The organism is Flavonifractor hominis (genome assembly GCF_040095835.1).
Taxonomy (GTDB): Bacteria; Bacillota; Clostridia; order Oscillospirales; family Oscillospiraceae; genus Flavonifractor; species Flavonifractor hominis.
This window is the reverse complement of sequence record NZ_JBBMFT010000009.1, coordinates 21,823-34,597: the sequence shown is the minus strand read 5'-3', so window position 1 is coordinate 34,597 and position 12,775 is coordinate 21,823. Positions and strand designations below refer to the sequence as shown.

At 68.5% G+C, this 12,775-nt stretch carries 12 protein-coding genes; 5 read left to right on the top strand and 7 right to left on the bottom strand.

The window, feature by feature from the left end; genetic code table 11:
- Positions 1-120 precede the first annotated feature (120 nt).
- Positions 121-1,320 carry a radical SAM family heme chaperone HemW gene (gene hemW / locus WMO45_RS11695; RefSeq protein ID WP_349140966.1) on the bottom strand — a complete coding sequence of 400 codons (1,200 nt, stop codon included), beginning with the start codon at positions 1,318-1,320 and terminating at the stop codon, positions 121-123.
- 109 nt (positions 1,321-1,429) lie between these two features.
- Here hemW and WMO45_RS11690 point away from each other — a divergent pair, with 109 nt between their 5' ends.
- Positions 1,430-2,341, top strand: a complete 912-nt coding sequence (locus tag WMO45_RS11690; protein ID WP_349140965.1) for an RluA family pseudouridine synthase — start codon at positions 1,430-1,432, stop codon at positions 2,339-2,341.
- Between the two features lie 34 nt (positions 2,342-2,375).
- Here the strand turns inward: WMO45_RS11690 and WMO45_RS11685 are convergent, their stop codons facing one another.
- On the bottom strand, positions 2,376-3,251 hold the full coding sequence (locus WMO45_RS11685) for a radical SAM protein (protein WP_349140964.1): 876 nt from the start codon (positions 3,249-3,251) through the stop codon (positions 2,376-2,378).
- A complete protein-coding gene (locus WMO45_RS11680) occupies positions 3,248-3,460 on the bottom strand; it encodes a helix-turn-helix domain-containing protein (RefSeq protein ID WP_349140963.1) in 213 nt (70 codons plus the stop codon). Before WMO45_RS11680 ends, WMO45_RS11685 begins: the two co-directional genes overlap by 4 nt.
- A gap of 80 nt (positions 3,461-3,540) precedes the next feature.
- Between WMO45_RS11680 and WMO45_RS11675 the strand changes: the two genes are divergently transcribed.
- Entirely contained in the window at positions 3,541-3,723 is a 183-nt protein-coding gene (locus tag WMO45_RS11675; RefSeq protein WP_349140961.1) for a hypothetical protein, read from the top strand.
- Here the strand turns inward: WMO45_RS11675 and WMO45_RS11670 are convergent.
- The 3 genes from WMO45_RS11670 to mutY are packed head-to-tail and all read right to left on the bottom strand — an operon-like array spanning position 3,709 to position 6,694.
- Positions 3,709-4,278, bottom strand: a complete 570-nt coding sequence (locus tag WMO45_RS11670) for a thymidine kinase (protein WP_349140960.1) — start codon at positions 4,276-4,278, stop codon at positions 3,709-3,711. The genes WMO45_RS11675 and WMO45_RS11670 overlap by 15 nt on opposite strands.
- 17 nt (positions 4,279-4,295) lie before the next feature.
- Complete coding sequence (locus tag WMO45_RS11665; protein ID WP_349140959.1) at positions 4,296-5,654, bottom strand: aldehyde dehydrogenase; 1,359 nt, start codon at positions 5,652-5,654, stop codon at positions 4,296-4,298.
- A 14-nt stretch (positions 5,655-5,668) separates the two neighbouring features.
- Positions 5,669-6,694 (bottom strand): A/G-specific adenine glycosylase, encoded by a 1,026-nt coding sequence (mutY, locus tag WMO45_RS11660; RefSeq protein WP_349140957.1) that lies wholly within the window; start codon positions 6,692-6,694, stop codon positions 5,669-5,671.
- Positions 6,695-6,837: 143 nt separating this feature from the next.
- Here mutY and WMO45_RS11655 point away from each other — a divergent pair, with 143 nt between their 5' ends.
- From WMO45_RS11655 to WMO45_RS11645, 3 genes are all read left to right on the top strand, one after another.
- On the top strand, positions 6,838-7,302 hold the full coding sequence (locus WMO45_RS11655; protein ID WP_349140956.1) for a sigma-70 family RNA polymerase sigma factor: 465 nt from the start codon (positions 6,838-6,840) through the stop codon (positions 7,300-7,302).
- Between the two features lie 2 nt (positions 7,303-7,304).
- Positions 7,305-8,666, top strand: coding sequence for a DUF4179 domain-containing protein (locus tag WMO45_RS11650; RefSeq protein ID WP_349140955.1), 1,362 nt, complete (start codon positions 7,305-7,307; stop codon positions 8,664-8,666).
- 76 nt (positions 8,667-8,742) lie between these two features.
- Positions 8,743-10,653: an FUSC family protein gene (locus tag WMO45_RS11645; protein ID WP_349140954.1), complete on the top strand. Its 1,911-nt coding sequence runs from the start codon at positions 8,743-8,745 to the stop codon at positions 10,651-10,653.
- A 68-nt stretch (positions 10,654-10,721) separates the two neighbouring features.
- Here WMO45_RS11645 and WMO45_RS11640 read toward each other — a convergent pair whose 3' ends face one another.
- Entirely contained in the window at positions 10,722-12,671 is a 1,950-nt protein-coding gene (locus tag WMO45_RS11640) for an S-layer homology domain-containing protein (RefSeq protein WP_349140953.1), read from the bottom strand.
- Positions 12,672-12,775: the final 104 nt, after the last annotated feature.

Genomic DNA, 12,775 nt, shown 5'->3' with positions numbered 1-12,775 from the left:
GTCCTCCTGTGTTCCGGGTTGCAAAGTTCCACATGGTCGTTATGTTAACACAAAAGCCCCCGCTTGTAAACAAGCGGGGGCTCCGGAACGCGGGATCAAACTGTGAAGTTTTTCTGACATTTATTCCTTGTCCGGCCGGCCTTGCTTGAGCCGGGGCAGGGTCTTTTCCAGCGTGGCCTCCTCCTGAATGCTCAGCAGATCGCCAATGAGCTGGTTGGACACCAGAAAGCCCTTGGGCGTCAGGTTCCAGCGGCGGTCGTGCCGCTCGGCCCAGCCCTGGCGCTCGTACTCCTCCAGCTTCTGCTCGATGGGGTCGAAGTTCAGGAAGAATTCCCGCCGGTACTCCCACTCCTCAATGCCCCGGGTGGTGCGCAGGCGGAGCATGAGATACTCGCTGCCCCGCTCCCGCTGGGGGATGAGCTCGGACTCGTCGATCACCGTGCCGCCGTGGAGCACGCCGGAGATATACCCCTCCAGATCCCGCTGGAAGGAGTAGCGCCGCCCGCCGAAGTCGGAGTGGGCCCCGGGGCCGAAGCCGATGTAGGGCCGGCCCATCCAGTACTTCAGGTTGTGCCGGGACTGGTAGCCCGCCCGGGCGAAGTTGGAGATCTCATACTGCCGGTACCCCTCCGCCGCCAGGCGCTCCACCGTCCAGAGGTACATGTCGGCCTGCTGGTCGTCGTCGGGCAGCTTCTCCCCCCGGATCACCCGGTCGTCCAGCGGGGTGCCCGGCTCCACCTTCAGCCCGTAGCAGCTCAGGTGCTCCGGCGCGAGGGACAGGGCCTGCTCCACCGTGTCCTTCCAGCCCTCCAGGTCCTGGCCGGGCAGGCCGTAGATGAGGTCCAGGCTGATGTTGCCGATCTTGGCCGCCCGGGCCGCCGACACCGCCCGCTGGGCCTGCCGGAAGTCGTGGGGGCGGTGGAGGTTGTGCAGCTCGCAGTCGTGGGCCGACTGCACCCCAAGGGAGATGCGGTTCACCCCCGCCCGGCGCAGGCTCAGCAGCATCTTGCGCTCCACGCTGTCGGGGTTGCACTCCACGGTGATCTCCGCGTCCTTGGCCAGGTCGAAGCGCCGGGCGATGAACTTGAGCAGCTCCCGCAGGCGCTTCTCCCCGTAATAGCTGGGGGTGCCGCCGCCGAAGTAGACGGTGTCCACCTGCCAGCCCCGGGTGAGGGGGGCGGTCTCCTTCATATGGGCGATGAGCGCCTTCTGATAGTCGTCCATCCGCGCTTCCTTCCCCGCCAGGGAGTAAAAGTCGCAGTAATCGCACTTGCTGCGGCAGAAGGGAATGTGGATGTAAAGGCCCAGTTTCTCCGCCATTGAGGACACCTCGTTTCGCTTAATGGATCTATTATACTACAAAATCCGGCGTTTGAAAAGCCGCCGCGGCCGTGTTATACTGGGGCAGCAAGACAAAGGAGGGAGCGCCATGGAACAGCAGCCCGCCCGGCGGCTGGAGCTGACCGTCGCCCCGGAGCAGGCGGGGGCCACGGTGGACGCCCTGCTGCGCCGGGAGCTGAACCTCTCGGGCACGGTCATCCGCCGGATCAAGTGGCTGGAGGACGGCATCCTGCTGGACGGGGTGCGGGTCACCACCGCCCAGCGGGTGGAGGCGGGGCAGAGCCTCTCGGTCCGGGTGGCCGACCCGGGGCAGGCCGGGCACACCGTGGCCGCCCCCGGCCCGCTGGACATCGTGTATGAGGACGGGGACCTGCTGGTCCTCAACAAGGCCCCCGGCGTGCTGGTCCACGCCGGAGCGGGCCAGCCGCCCAATACCATCTGTAATTTCATCGCCTATTATTACCAAACAAAGGGTATCTGCGCCGACGTTCACCCGGTCCAGCGGCTGGACCGGGGCACTTCGGGGCTGATGGTGGTGGCCAAGCACCCCCACGCCCAGGAGCAGCTCAAGCGCCAGCTCCACACCCCGGACTTCCAGCGGGTGTATCTGGCGGTGTGCGACGGGGTGCCCGCTCCGGCGGAGGGGGTGGTGGACGCCCCCATCGGCCGCTCCCCCGACTCCATCATCGCCCGGCGGGTGGACCCGGCGGGGCAGAGCGCCCGCACCCGCTACCGGGTGGTGGATACCGCCGGGGGCCGGGCCCTGGTGGAGCTGACGCTGGACACCGGGCGCACCCACCAGATCCGGGTGCACATGGCCCACCTGGGCTGCCCGCTGACGGGGGACTTCCTGTACGGCCGGGAGGACAAGAGCCTCATCGCCCGGCCCGCCCTCCACTCCGCCCGGCTCACCCTCCGCCACCCGGTGAGCGGGGCGGTGCTCACCTGGAGGCAGCCCCTGCCGGAGGACATGGCCCGGCTGCTGGCCCGGCCGCAGTAAACGGGCGGCCCCAACCGTGGGGCCGCCCGTTTTGTCATACTCCGGTGAGGTCGAAGGGGGGGATGTACCCGGCCTGGTCGGCGCCGCCGTCCTGGGCAAAACCCTCCAGACCCAGCGCGTCCATGTACTGTTCAGCCGCCCGGGCCTCCGAGGGGCGCAGCCGCCGGTTAATCTCGGGGTACTCCGATGCCCGGCCCCAGGGGATGTACTGGCTCATGAGGGAGAAGAGCACCGTCCCCGGCGGGAAGGTTTCGGCCACCCAGTCCATCACCCGCTTGGCCTCGGCCAGCCGGCCGGGCAGGAGCAGGTGGCGGATGATCACCCCCCGCTGCAGAAGCCCGTCTCCGTCGTACACGCAGGGGCCGGTCTGGCGGACCATCTCCCGGATGGCGGCCTCCGCCGCCTGGGGATAGTCGGCCGCGCCGGAGTAGCGTTCGGCGTACTCCGGCGTGCGGTACTTGCAGTCGGGCAGGTAGATCTGTACCTTGCCCTCCAGGGCCCGCAGGGTCTCCACCCGGTCGTAGCCGCCGCTGTTCCACACCACCGGCACGGGCAGGGGCCGCTCCAGGGCCTGGAGCACCACGTGGGCGTAGTGGGTGGGGTTGACCAGGTTGATGTTGTGGGCCCCCTGGTCCACCAGCTCCTCAAAGATGGCCCGCAGGCGCTCCACCGTGACGCTGCGGCCGAAGTCCCGGTGGCTGATCTGCTCGTTCTGGCAGAACACGCACCCCAGGGAGCAGCCGGAGAAAAACACCGTGCCCGAGCCCCGGGTGCCCGAGATGGGGGGCTCCTCCCACCGGTGGAGGGCCGCCCGGGCCACCACCGGCGCCGCCGGCATGCGGCACACGCCCCGGCCCTCGGTCTCATTGCGCAGGGCCCCGCACTGTCTGGGGCAGAGGTTGCAGATCATCGCCACACCTCCCGCCGCTGGGTCCGGCCCATGAGCCAGTCCACCGACACCCCGTAGAAGTCGGCCAGGCGGAGCAGCGTCTCATACTTGGGCAGACGCCCCAGCTCCAAATCCTGATAGCCCCGCGGGGAGAGCTGTACTTCCCGCGCCACTTCCGCCTGCGTGAGATGCCGCTCCCCCCGCAGGATACGAATCCGTTGTGCAAACATCGTGTTTCCCCCTTGACACACAGTCTACTGCGTGTTACGATCATAATACACAGTCAACTGCGTATTATGGAGGTGTTCGCATGTCCCCTACCATGGAACTGCTCTACCACTATTTCGTGGGCCCGCCCGACCCCGGCCAGTGGCCGGAGGAGCTGCGGGGCAACCCCGCCGCCGGCCACGGCATGTACGCCTTTGCCCAGGGCCTGAGGCTGGGGCTGACCCTGGCGGCGGAGTGCCTGGGCCCCGACTTATTTGGGGCCTAAATTGCCCTCTTTCCAGTGCTTGCGGCACAGGCCGATGTACTTGTCGTTGGCCCCCAGCACCACCTGCTCGCCCTCTTTGAGCACATGGCCGTGCTCGTCGAAGCGGGCGTTGCACAGGGCCTTCTTGCCGCACCAGCAGATGGTCTTGACCTCCTCGATGACGTCGGCGGTGGCCAGCAGCTCCGCCGAGCCGGGGAAGAGGTCCCCCTTGAAGTCGGCCCGCAGGCCGTAGCAGATCACCGGGATGTTCCAGTCGTCCACCAGGTCGGTGAGGTAGCGCACCTCCTCCCGGCTGAGGAACTGGGCCTCGTCCACGATGATGCAGGCGTAGGGCTGCAGCTGCCGGGGGGTCATCTCCATCAGCTCCGAGACATAGATGCACGGGTGGCTCAGCCCCGCCCGGGAGGCCACGAACCGGGCCCCGTCCCGCTGGTCGATGGCGGGCTTGACCAGCAGGGCGTCCTGCCCCCGCTCCTCATAGTTGTAGCGCACCATCAGCGCGTTGGCCGTCTTGCTGGAGCCCATGACCCCGTAACGGAAGTATAATTTTGCCATGGCACATCGCCCCCGTCTCAGAGAAGTTTTTTCAGGGTGGACAGCTTCTTGCCGCCGTAGGGCGGATAGCGCACCGGCAGATCCAGCCGTCCCTTTTTCAGCACGCTCTTTTCGTGGGTAAAGGTGTCGAAGCCCGCCTTGCCGTGGCAGCTGCCCATGCCGCTGTTGCCCACCCCGCCGAAGGGCAGGTGGGGGGTGGCCAGGTGGACGATGGTGTCGTTGACGCACCCGCCGCCGTAGGACAGGCTGCCCAGCACCAGGCGCTCGGCCTGGCTGCTGCGGGTGAAGAGATACAGGGCCAGGGGCCGGGGCTTGTCCTTCTGCCGGGCCACCAGCTCGGGCAGGCTGTCGTAGCTCAGCACCGGCAGGATGGGCCCGAAGATCTCCTCCCCCATGGCCGGGGACTGCTCCGTCACCTCCGTCAGCACCGTGGGGGCGATGCGCAGCCGCGCCCGGTCGCTCCCACCGCCCACGGCCACCCGGGCCCCCTCCATCAGGGCCAGCAGACGGTCGAAGTGCCGCTGGTTCACGATGCGGGGCAGATCCTCCCCCGCCAGGGGGTCGGGGCCGTACAGGGCCTCGATCTGCCGCCCCAGGGCCTGGACAAAGGCCTCCTGCCGGGCGGCGGGCACCCACACGTGGTCGGGGGCCACGCAGGTCTGCCCCGCGTTGAGGAACTTGCCCCAGGCGATGCGCCGGGCCGCCAGCTCCAGGTCGGCGTCCCCGGTCAGGATCACCGGGGACTTGCCCCCCAGCTCCAACGTCACGGGGGTCAGGTTCCGGGCCGCCGCCGCCATCACCTTGCGCCCCACGGCGGGGCTGCCGGTGAAGAAGATATAGTCAAAGGGCTGCTCCAGCAGCGCCTCGGCCGCCGTCCGGTCCCCCTCCACCACGCGGATATACTCCGGCGGGAAGACCTCCCCCAGCACCCGGGCCAGCACATGGGCGGTGGCCGGGGCGTCCTCCCCCGGCTTCACCACCGCGGTGCACCCGGCGGCAATGGCCGACACCAGGGGCCCCAGGGTCAGGTAAACGGGGTAGTTCCAGGGCGAGAGGATGAGGCTGACGCCGTAGGGCTCCCGGTACACCGTGCTCCTGGAGGGGAACTGGGACATGGGGGTGGGCCGGCGGCTGGGCCGCATCCAGCGGCGCAGGTGCTTGCGGGCAAAGCGCAGCTCCTCCAGCGTGGGGCCCAGCTCGCTCATATACGCCTCGTAGGGCGACTTGTTGAGGTCGGCCTTCAGCGCGTCCAGAAAGTCCCCCTCCCACCGGACCAGGGCCAGCTCCAGCCGGGTGAGCATCTCCTGCCGGAAGGCCAGGGTCTTGGTGACATCGGTGTTGAAATACTGCCGCTGGGCAGCCAGAATGGAATGCATAGGGTTCTCCTTTGTTATGAAATGCGGTCCTCCACCGCCCGGTCAAAGGCGCGGAAGGCGTTGGGCACGGCGTATTCCCGCGCCAGGGCGGCCCGGTCGGCCCAGACCCAGCCCCGGGGCAGCGTCTCTCCCGCCGCCGTCACGATGCACGCCGTCATGTGCCACTCGATGTGGCTGAACATATGTTTCCCCGCCGGGCCGTCCTCCAACCGGAGGGCCTCCACCGGGCAGGGCGCGCCGGCAGGCTCGTTGGGATACTCCCACAGCCCCGCCAGCAGGCCACGGGCGGGGCGGCGGCGCAGGGCCACCTTCCCGCCGGAAAAGATGAGGAACACCGTCCGCTCCTCCACCCGGCGGGGCTTTTTGGGGGCCTTCACCGGCAAGTCCGCCGTCCGCCCCTCCCGCCGGGCCGCGCAGAAGGCCCCGGCGGGGCAGCGCTCGCACAGGGGCGCGCCGTTGGGCAGGCACACGGTGGCCCCCAGCTCCATCAGGGCCTGGTTGAAGTCTCCCGGCGCCTGCAGGGGCATCACCGCCTGCAGCGCCGCCCCCACGGCGGCCTTGGTCTGGGGGCGGGTGATGTCCCGCTCGTCCCCGGTGATGCGGGCGGCCACCCGCAGTACGTTGCCATCCACCGCCGGGACGGGGACGCCGAAGGCGATGGAGGCCACCGCCCCCGCCGTGTACTCCCCCACCCCGGCCAGGGTGAGGATGTCCTCATAGCGCCCGGGGAAGACCCCGCCGAAGCGCTCCATCACCTGCCGGGCCGCCTTTTGCAGGTTGCGGGCCCGGTTATAATATCCCAGCCCCTGCCACAGCTTCATGAGCCGGTCCTCCTCCACCGCCGCCAGGTCGGCCACGGTGGGCAGCGCCTCCATAAAGCGGCGGTAGTACTCCAGCACCGCCGCCACCCGGGTCTGCTGCAGCATGATCTCGCTGATCCACACGTGGTAGGGGGTGGGATCGCTCCGCCAGGGCAGCACCCGGGCGTTCTCCCGGTACCACTCCAGCAGGGGAATGGGCAATTGTTCCAGTTGATTCAATGGTTACCTCCCCATGGGGGCCCCCGGCCCCCGGTGTGTTCGTTGGGTTCAGAGTATTATACAATGAAGCCGTCTTTTTTTCAACAAAGGCAATGAAACCGGCCCGCTTGTTTCTCTAATAGGCAGAAAGGGGGGCGCCGCCCTTGACCGAACAGGAATTCATCTCCCAAGCCGAGGCGATCAAGGCCCGGCTCTACCGCACCGCCTACCTCTACCTGGGCAGCGAGGCCTATGCCCTGGACGCGGTGGACGAGGCGGTGTATCAGGGTCTGCTGCACTATAAAAGCCTGCGGCAGCCGGAATACTTTACCACCTGGATGACCCGCATCCTCATCAACGCCTGCAACGCCGAGCTGCGCCGCCGCAAGCGGGAGCAGGCGGTGGAGGAGCTGCCCGAGTCGGCCGCCGAGGCCTTCGACGCCCTGCCCCTGCGGGAGGCGGTGGCCCGCCTGCCCCGGGAGCTGCGGGCGGTGGTGGTGCTGCGCTTTTTCCAGGAGCTGACCCTGGCCGAGACCGCCCGGGCCCTGGACATCCCGCCGGGCACCGTCTCCACCCGGCAGCGCCGGGCCCTGGCCCTGCTGAAACTGGAACTGAGCGAGGAGGTATAGCCATGGACCGTATGGAAGAATATGAGGCCCTGCGCACCCTGCCCGCGCCCCCGGCGCTGGACGGCGCCGTGGAGCGGGCCCGGAAGCGGGCCAGACGCCGGCGGCTGCGCCGCCTGTGGGCCGCCCCCGCCGGGAGCGTGGCGGCGGTGTTCGCCGCCTTCGTACTGCTGGTCAACCTGTCCACTCCCTTCGCCCTGGCCTGCTCCGGGGTGCCCTTCCTGCGGCAGCTCACCGCCGCGGTGGCCCTCTCCCCCAGCCTGAAGGCCGCGGTGGAGAACGAGTACGTGCAGTACATCGGCCAGAGCCAGACCGACCACGGCGTGACCATGACGGTGGAGCACATCATCGTGGACCAAAAGCAGGTCAACGTCTTTTTCACCGTCCAGAGCGGCCCCTACGGCGCCCTGGAGGGCTCGGGGGACCTGTCCCTGCCCGACGGCGGCCGGGCGGGCTGCGGCATCTCCTTCCCCCAGCCCCCGGAGGACCCGGACGGGCTGTGGCGTCTCCAGGCCGACTTTACCGACAACGATGTGCCCGACACCCTGGTGCTGGACTACTCCTTCTGGCCGGTGGCGTCGGAGGATGCCCCCGCCCCGCTGGACAGCGGCTGGTGGGACGACGTGCCGGAGGAGCCGGAGGCGGCGGCCAGCTTCCGCTTTACGCTGCACTTTGACCCCCGGTACACCGCCGAGGGGGAGCGCGTGGCGCTGGACGTGCCCTTCACCCTGGACGGGCAGGCCCTCCGCATCACCGCCCTGGAGCGCTACCCCACCCACGTGCGGGTGGAGATCGAGGAGGACGCCGCCAACTCCGCCCAGCTGCAAAGCCTGGACTGCTGGCTGGAGGACGCCGACGGCAACCGCTACGGCCGGCCCGATGGCCTCACCGCCCACGGCAGCGCCCAGGACCGGGTGACCTCCTACCACTTTGAGAGCGACTACTTCTCCAAGGCCGGGGATCTGACCCTCCACATCGGCGGGGCCGTCTGGCGGAACAAGGACCAGCCCTGGGTCACGGTGGACCTGGCCGCCGGGCAGGCCGAGGGTCTGCCCGAGGGGGTCCGCTTCCTGGGCGCGGAGCGGACGGGGGCGGACTGGACCCTCAGCTTCCGTGCCCCCATGCGGGACAGCGGCACCCTCTTCTACCAGCTCTTCTCCGGCCTCTGCCGGGCCCCCGACGGCAGCGAGTACCACATCGACCAGTTTTCCAACACCTTTGCCAGGGCGGAGGACGGCAGCGACCTGGAGGGCTACTTTGACCTGGCCTTCCCCCTGCGGGACTACCCCTGGGACACGGTGGAGGCCGAGCCGTTCTACTCCCACGCCACCCAGTGCGACCCCGACCTGGCCCTCCCCCTGACCTGAGCGCCGCCCCCTCTTGCGCCCAGGTGGTAAAAGACGGTATAATAAAGGAGAAATCCGTCTGAAAGGAGGGGCCGCCATGGAGATCCTCGCCGCCTGCAAGCGCTTTCCCGGCCTGTTCTGCCGCCGGTGGAAGGCCGCCTTCCCCACCATCTTGTACTTTGTCATCCTGTTTTTGCTGGTCAGTGCGCTCTTCGGCAGTCAGTACGCCATGGTGGTCTCCTCGGCCACCACCCTGTTCCAGATCCGCCGCAACCGGGACAACACCCCCGGGGATTACGCCCGGCTCTTCTTCGGCTCGGTGGTCCTGTGCGTGCTGGCCTTCCTGGCCTCCCAGACGGTGTGGCTGTGCGTGATCCTCAACTTCACAGTGCCCTTCCTGCTGGTGTTCCTCCAGAGCAGCCAGTTCGCCCCCAAGGCCTATTTCGGCTTCGCCATGACCTTCATCTTCCTGGAGCTGCGCCCCCCCACGCTGGAGGACCTCCCCGTGCAGCTGCTGGCGGTGGTCTTCTGCTCGGCCCTGCTGGTGCTCTGCCTGCTGCTCTGCGCCCGGCTGAAGCGGACCTCCCAGTCCGCCGCCCGGCAGTTCCAGGACGGGCTGACCCGGCTGGCCCAGCTGCTGGACCAGCTGGCCGACGGCGGGGACGCCGGAGCCGCCCGGGCGGAGTTCGACGCCATGGCCCAGAAGTTCCACCGCATGGGCTACGAGCGCCGCCGCCTGCTCCGCCTGCCCGACGAGGAGAAGCAGCGCTGCCATCTCTTTGCCCTGCTCTTCCAGCGGGCGGCCTACCTCATCGCCGACGTCAGCTGGGCCGACAGCCGGGAGATGCCCGCCTTCCCCCGGAGCATGCACACCCTGGCCGGGCTGGTGCGCCAGTTACAGGCCGCCGGGGATGCCGAAGCCCGCCAGGCGCTGGCCGGCCGGGTCCAGGCCCTGCTGGAGGACACCGACCTGCCCGAGGGACGGCTGCGCATCTTCTACCGCAGCTTTCTGCACATGCTGCTGCTCTTCTGCCGGCCCCCCGCCCCCGCCGGACGCGTCCCCCTGTGGAAGCAGGTCCCCTGGCGGCAGGTGTGGGACGCCTTCCGCCAGCGCTGCTCCCTGGAGCGCTTTGAGTTCCGCTTCGCCCTGCGCCTGGCGGTGGTGATGACCATCAGCTGCACCGTCAGCTTTTTGTGGGAGTTTGAGCACACCTACTGGTTCCCCATGCACGCCTTCCTGCTGCTCCAGCCCAGCTATGAGGAGAGCGCCCACCGCATGCTCACCCGCCCGGTGGGCACCGCCATCGGCTGCGCGCTGGTCCACCTGGTTTACCCCTACCTGCCCGGCCTGCCGGGGATCTTCGCCTTCTCCCTGTGCATGATCTCCCTGATGTACTGCTGCACCCCCGGCACCTGGGTCCACCCCATCTTCTCCACCTCCTTCGCCCTGACCATGGCCACCCTCACCGTGGAGGAGACCCAGGCCATCCAGCTGCGGATGTTCTACCTGCTGCTGGCCGTGGCCCTGGTGCTGGTGGTCAACCGCTTCCTGCTGCCCAACCGGAAGGACCGGCAGTTCCGCTGGAACGTCAACGCCCTGTTCACCCTGCAATCCTACTACTGGGGCGTGGTCCGCCGCAGCCTGCGCCAGGCGGTCCCCCCCGCCCTGTTCAGCGAGCTGCTCTCCCAGTTCCACCTGGTCTACCACGAGGCCTCCCTCTTCCTGAGCCAGGCGCCCGCGGAGCAGGCCAAGCCCCTGCGCGCCCGGCTGCTGCTGCTGTGGAACATGTTCTCCGAGCTGGAGCAGGTGGAGTGCCTCATCCAGACCGGCGCGGCGCCGCCGGAGCAGTACGCCGCCCTGGACCGGCTGGCCCAGCGGCTCCAGGCCGGGATGACCCCGCCCCGCCCGGCGCTGGAGGGCGTCGCCCCCGAGGAGCTGCCCCGGGGGGATTTGCGGTACGTGCTGGAGCGCTACCTGCAAAACGCCCGGGCTCTGGCCGGGACCTGACGCAAAACACAAAGCCCCCGCCTCCGCGCCGTTTGCGCGGAGGCGGGGGCTTATTTTCATCTGCGCCGTTACATGGCCGGCGCGCCGTCGGCCTGGGTGGGCAGGTCTGCCTGCCGCAGCTCGGGCAGGATCAGGCGGGCCAGGATGGCCGCCGCCTCCGCCCGGGTGATGGGGTTGCCGGGGCAGAAGGCCAGGCTGCCGTCCCCGGCGGGCACGCCGGAGATCACCCCAGAGGTGTACAGCAGGGAGATGCCCTGCCGGGCACTGGCGTAGTCCGAGCGGATGAGCGCGCTGTCCGAAAACCCTTCCAGATGGGGCAGCGGCTGCAGGACCGACTCGGGCACGGCGGCGGCCAGACTGCCGGCAAAGCCCGCCCGGGTACACAGCTGCTGGGGCTGGGCGTTGGTCCCCATGACGGAGCCTGCGCAGCCGTGCTGGAAGGCGTAGTCCCAATAGCTCTGGTACCAGGGGTCACCCTGGACGAAGGTGGTCCCGTCCTGCTGGCACAGGCTGCGCACCCGGGCGGCCAGCACCGCCGCCTCGGCGTTGGTCAGCTTGGCGTCGGGGGAGAAGGTGTCCGCCCCCGTGCCCTTCATCAGCCCCAGGGCGCAGACCTGCTCCACCGTCTCCCGGTACCAGGCGTCCGCCGGCACGTCGGTAAAGGTGGGGACAGGCTGGTCGGCGGAAAAGGCGCTCAGGGCGCTGCCGTACCGGTCCTCCGCCGTACACGTCCCGTCGTCGGGATCAAAGCGGTAGAAGGTGGGCCCGCTCTCCTCGGTGGTGTACCACACCACGTCCCCGTCCACCAGGATGCCCTGGCAGTCGGAGAGGCAGACCCCCTGGAGCTGGCCGCTCCGCAGCACGTTCCCGGTCTCCTCCACCACCGCGTACTGCACCACGGCCACCTTGCCGCCCCGGAACCACAGCTGCCACATCAGCAGGAAGGTGCCGTCCTCCAGGGGGATCAGATGGGGGGTACTGGCCTCCCACCAGGTGGCGCCCGACAGGGAGCCGCTTATGGGGGCATAGTCGGTCAGCCAGTGCAGCTCCACCGCGCCGCTGTCCTTGTCCACGCTGCCCACAAAGAGGTTCTCTCCGCCGCCGCCGTTGGCGGCGCTGCCGTCCTGGGCCACCGAGGTGCCCGCCACCACATAGTGGTCCTTCCCGGCGGCCAGGCCGCCCAGGGTGGCGCCGGTGACGTTGTTCCCCGTCTGGCCGTAGATCTCCAGCACGTCGATCCCCTGGCACAGACCCAGCACGCCGTTTTTGGCGTTGTCGCCCATGTAGCGGATGAGCACGATGGACCGGGGGTAGGCGTCTCCGTGGTCGGCGGCCACCAGGTTGTCCCCGTCCAGCAGCAGGAACTGGTTGAAGGAGTGGCTCACGTAGCCGGTGGCCAGGTTGGATATCCCCGTCTGGGTGGTGAGGAATTCCATGGAATCCTCATCCAGGGTGAAGGTGAAGCTGGACTGGTGGTTGAGCCCGTCGGAGGTTTGGTACATCTCATGGCAGGTGCGCACAAAGAGCACGCCGTTGCCCTCGGCCATGCGGCAGGAGCCGGCCTTAAAGGGGGTGACGGTATTGGCCCCGTACAGGCTGGCCTGACCCAGGCGCTGCCACTGCTTGGAGTACTTCACCACCCGGACGACCTCCCGGCTGTCGTCCTCGTTGGGGTTTTCCTGGCCGAAGACAAAGAAGTTATACTCCTCCCCGGCGAAGAACCCGCCGAAGAGGGGCAGCTCCATGGGGATGCTCCGGCTGCCCTGCAGGGTGAAGCTCCCGGCGTCGTAGTCCTCCACCACGATGCTCTCGCCGATGTACTCCACCCGGGTAAGTACCCCGCCCTCCTCCATCAGGTAGGAGTCCACCGGGCCGGACCAGCTGCTGTAGGTCTGTTTGGCGTCGTTGCTGCTGACGGCGGGCTCCGCCCCGGCGGCCCGGGCCGGCAGCAGGACGGCGGTGCAGGCCAGCGCGCAGACCAGTGCCGCCGCCCGGCGCAGGAACATCTGTCGTTTCATACCAGCACTTCCTCTCTTTTTCTGATCTGGCTTCATCATACACCCCTTTCCCCCGGGGCACAATACAAAAAAAGAGAACTTTCCCAAAGGAAAGTTCTCTTTTT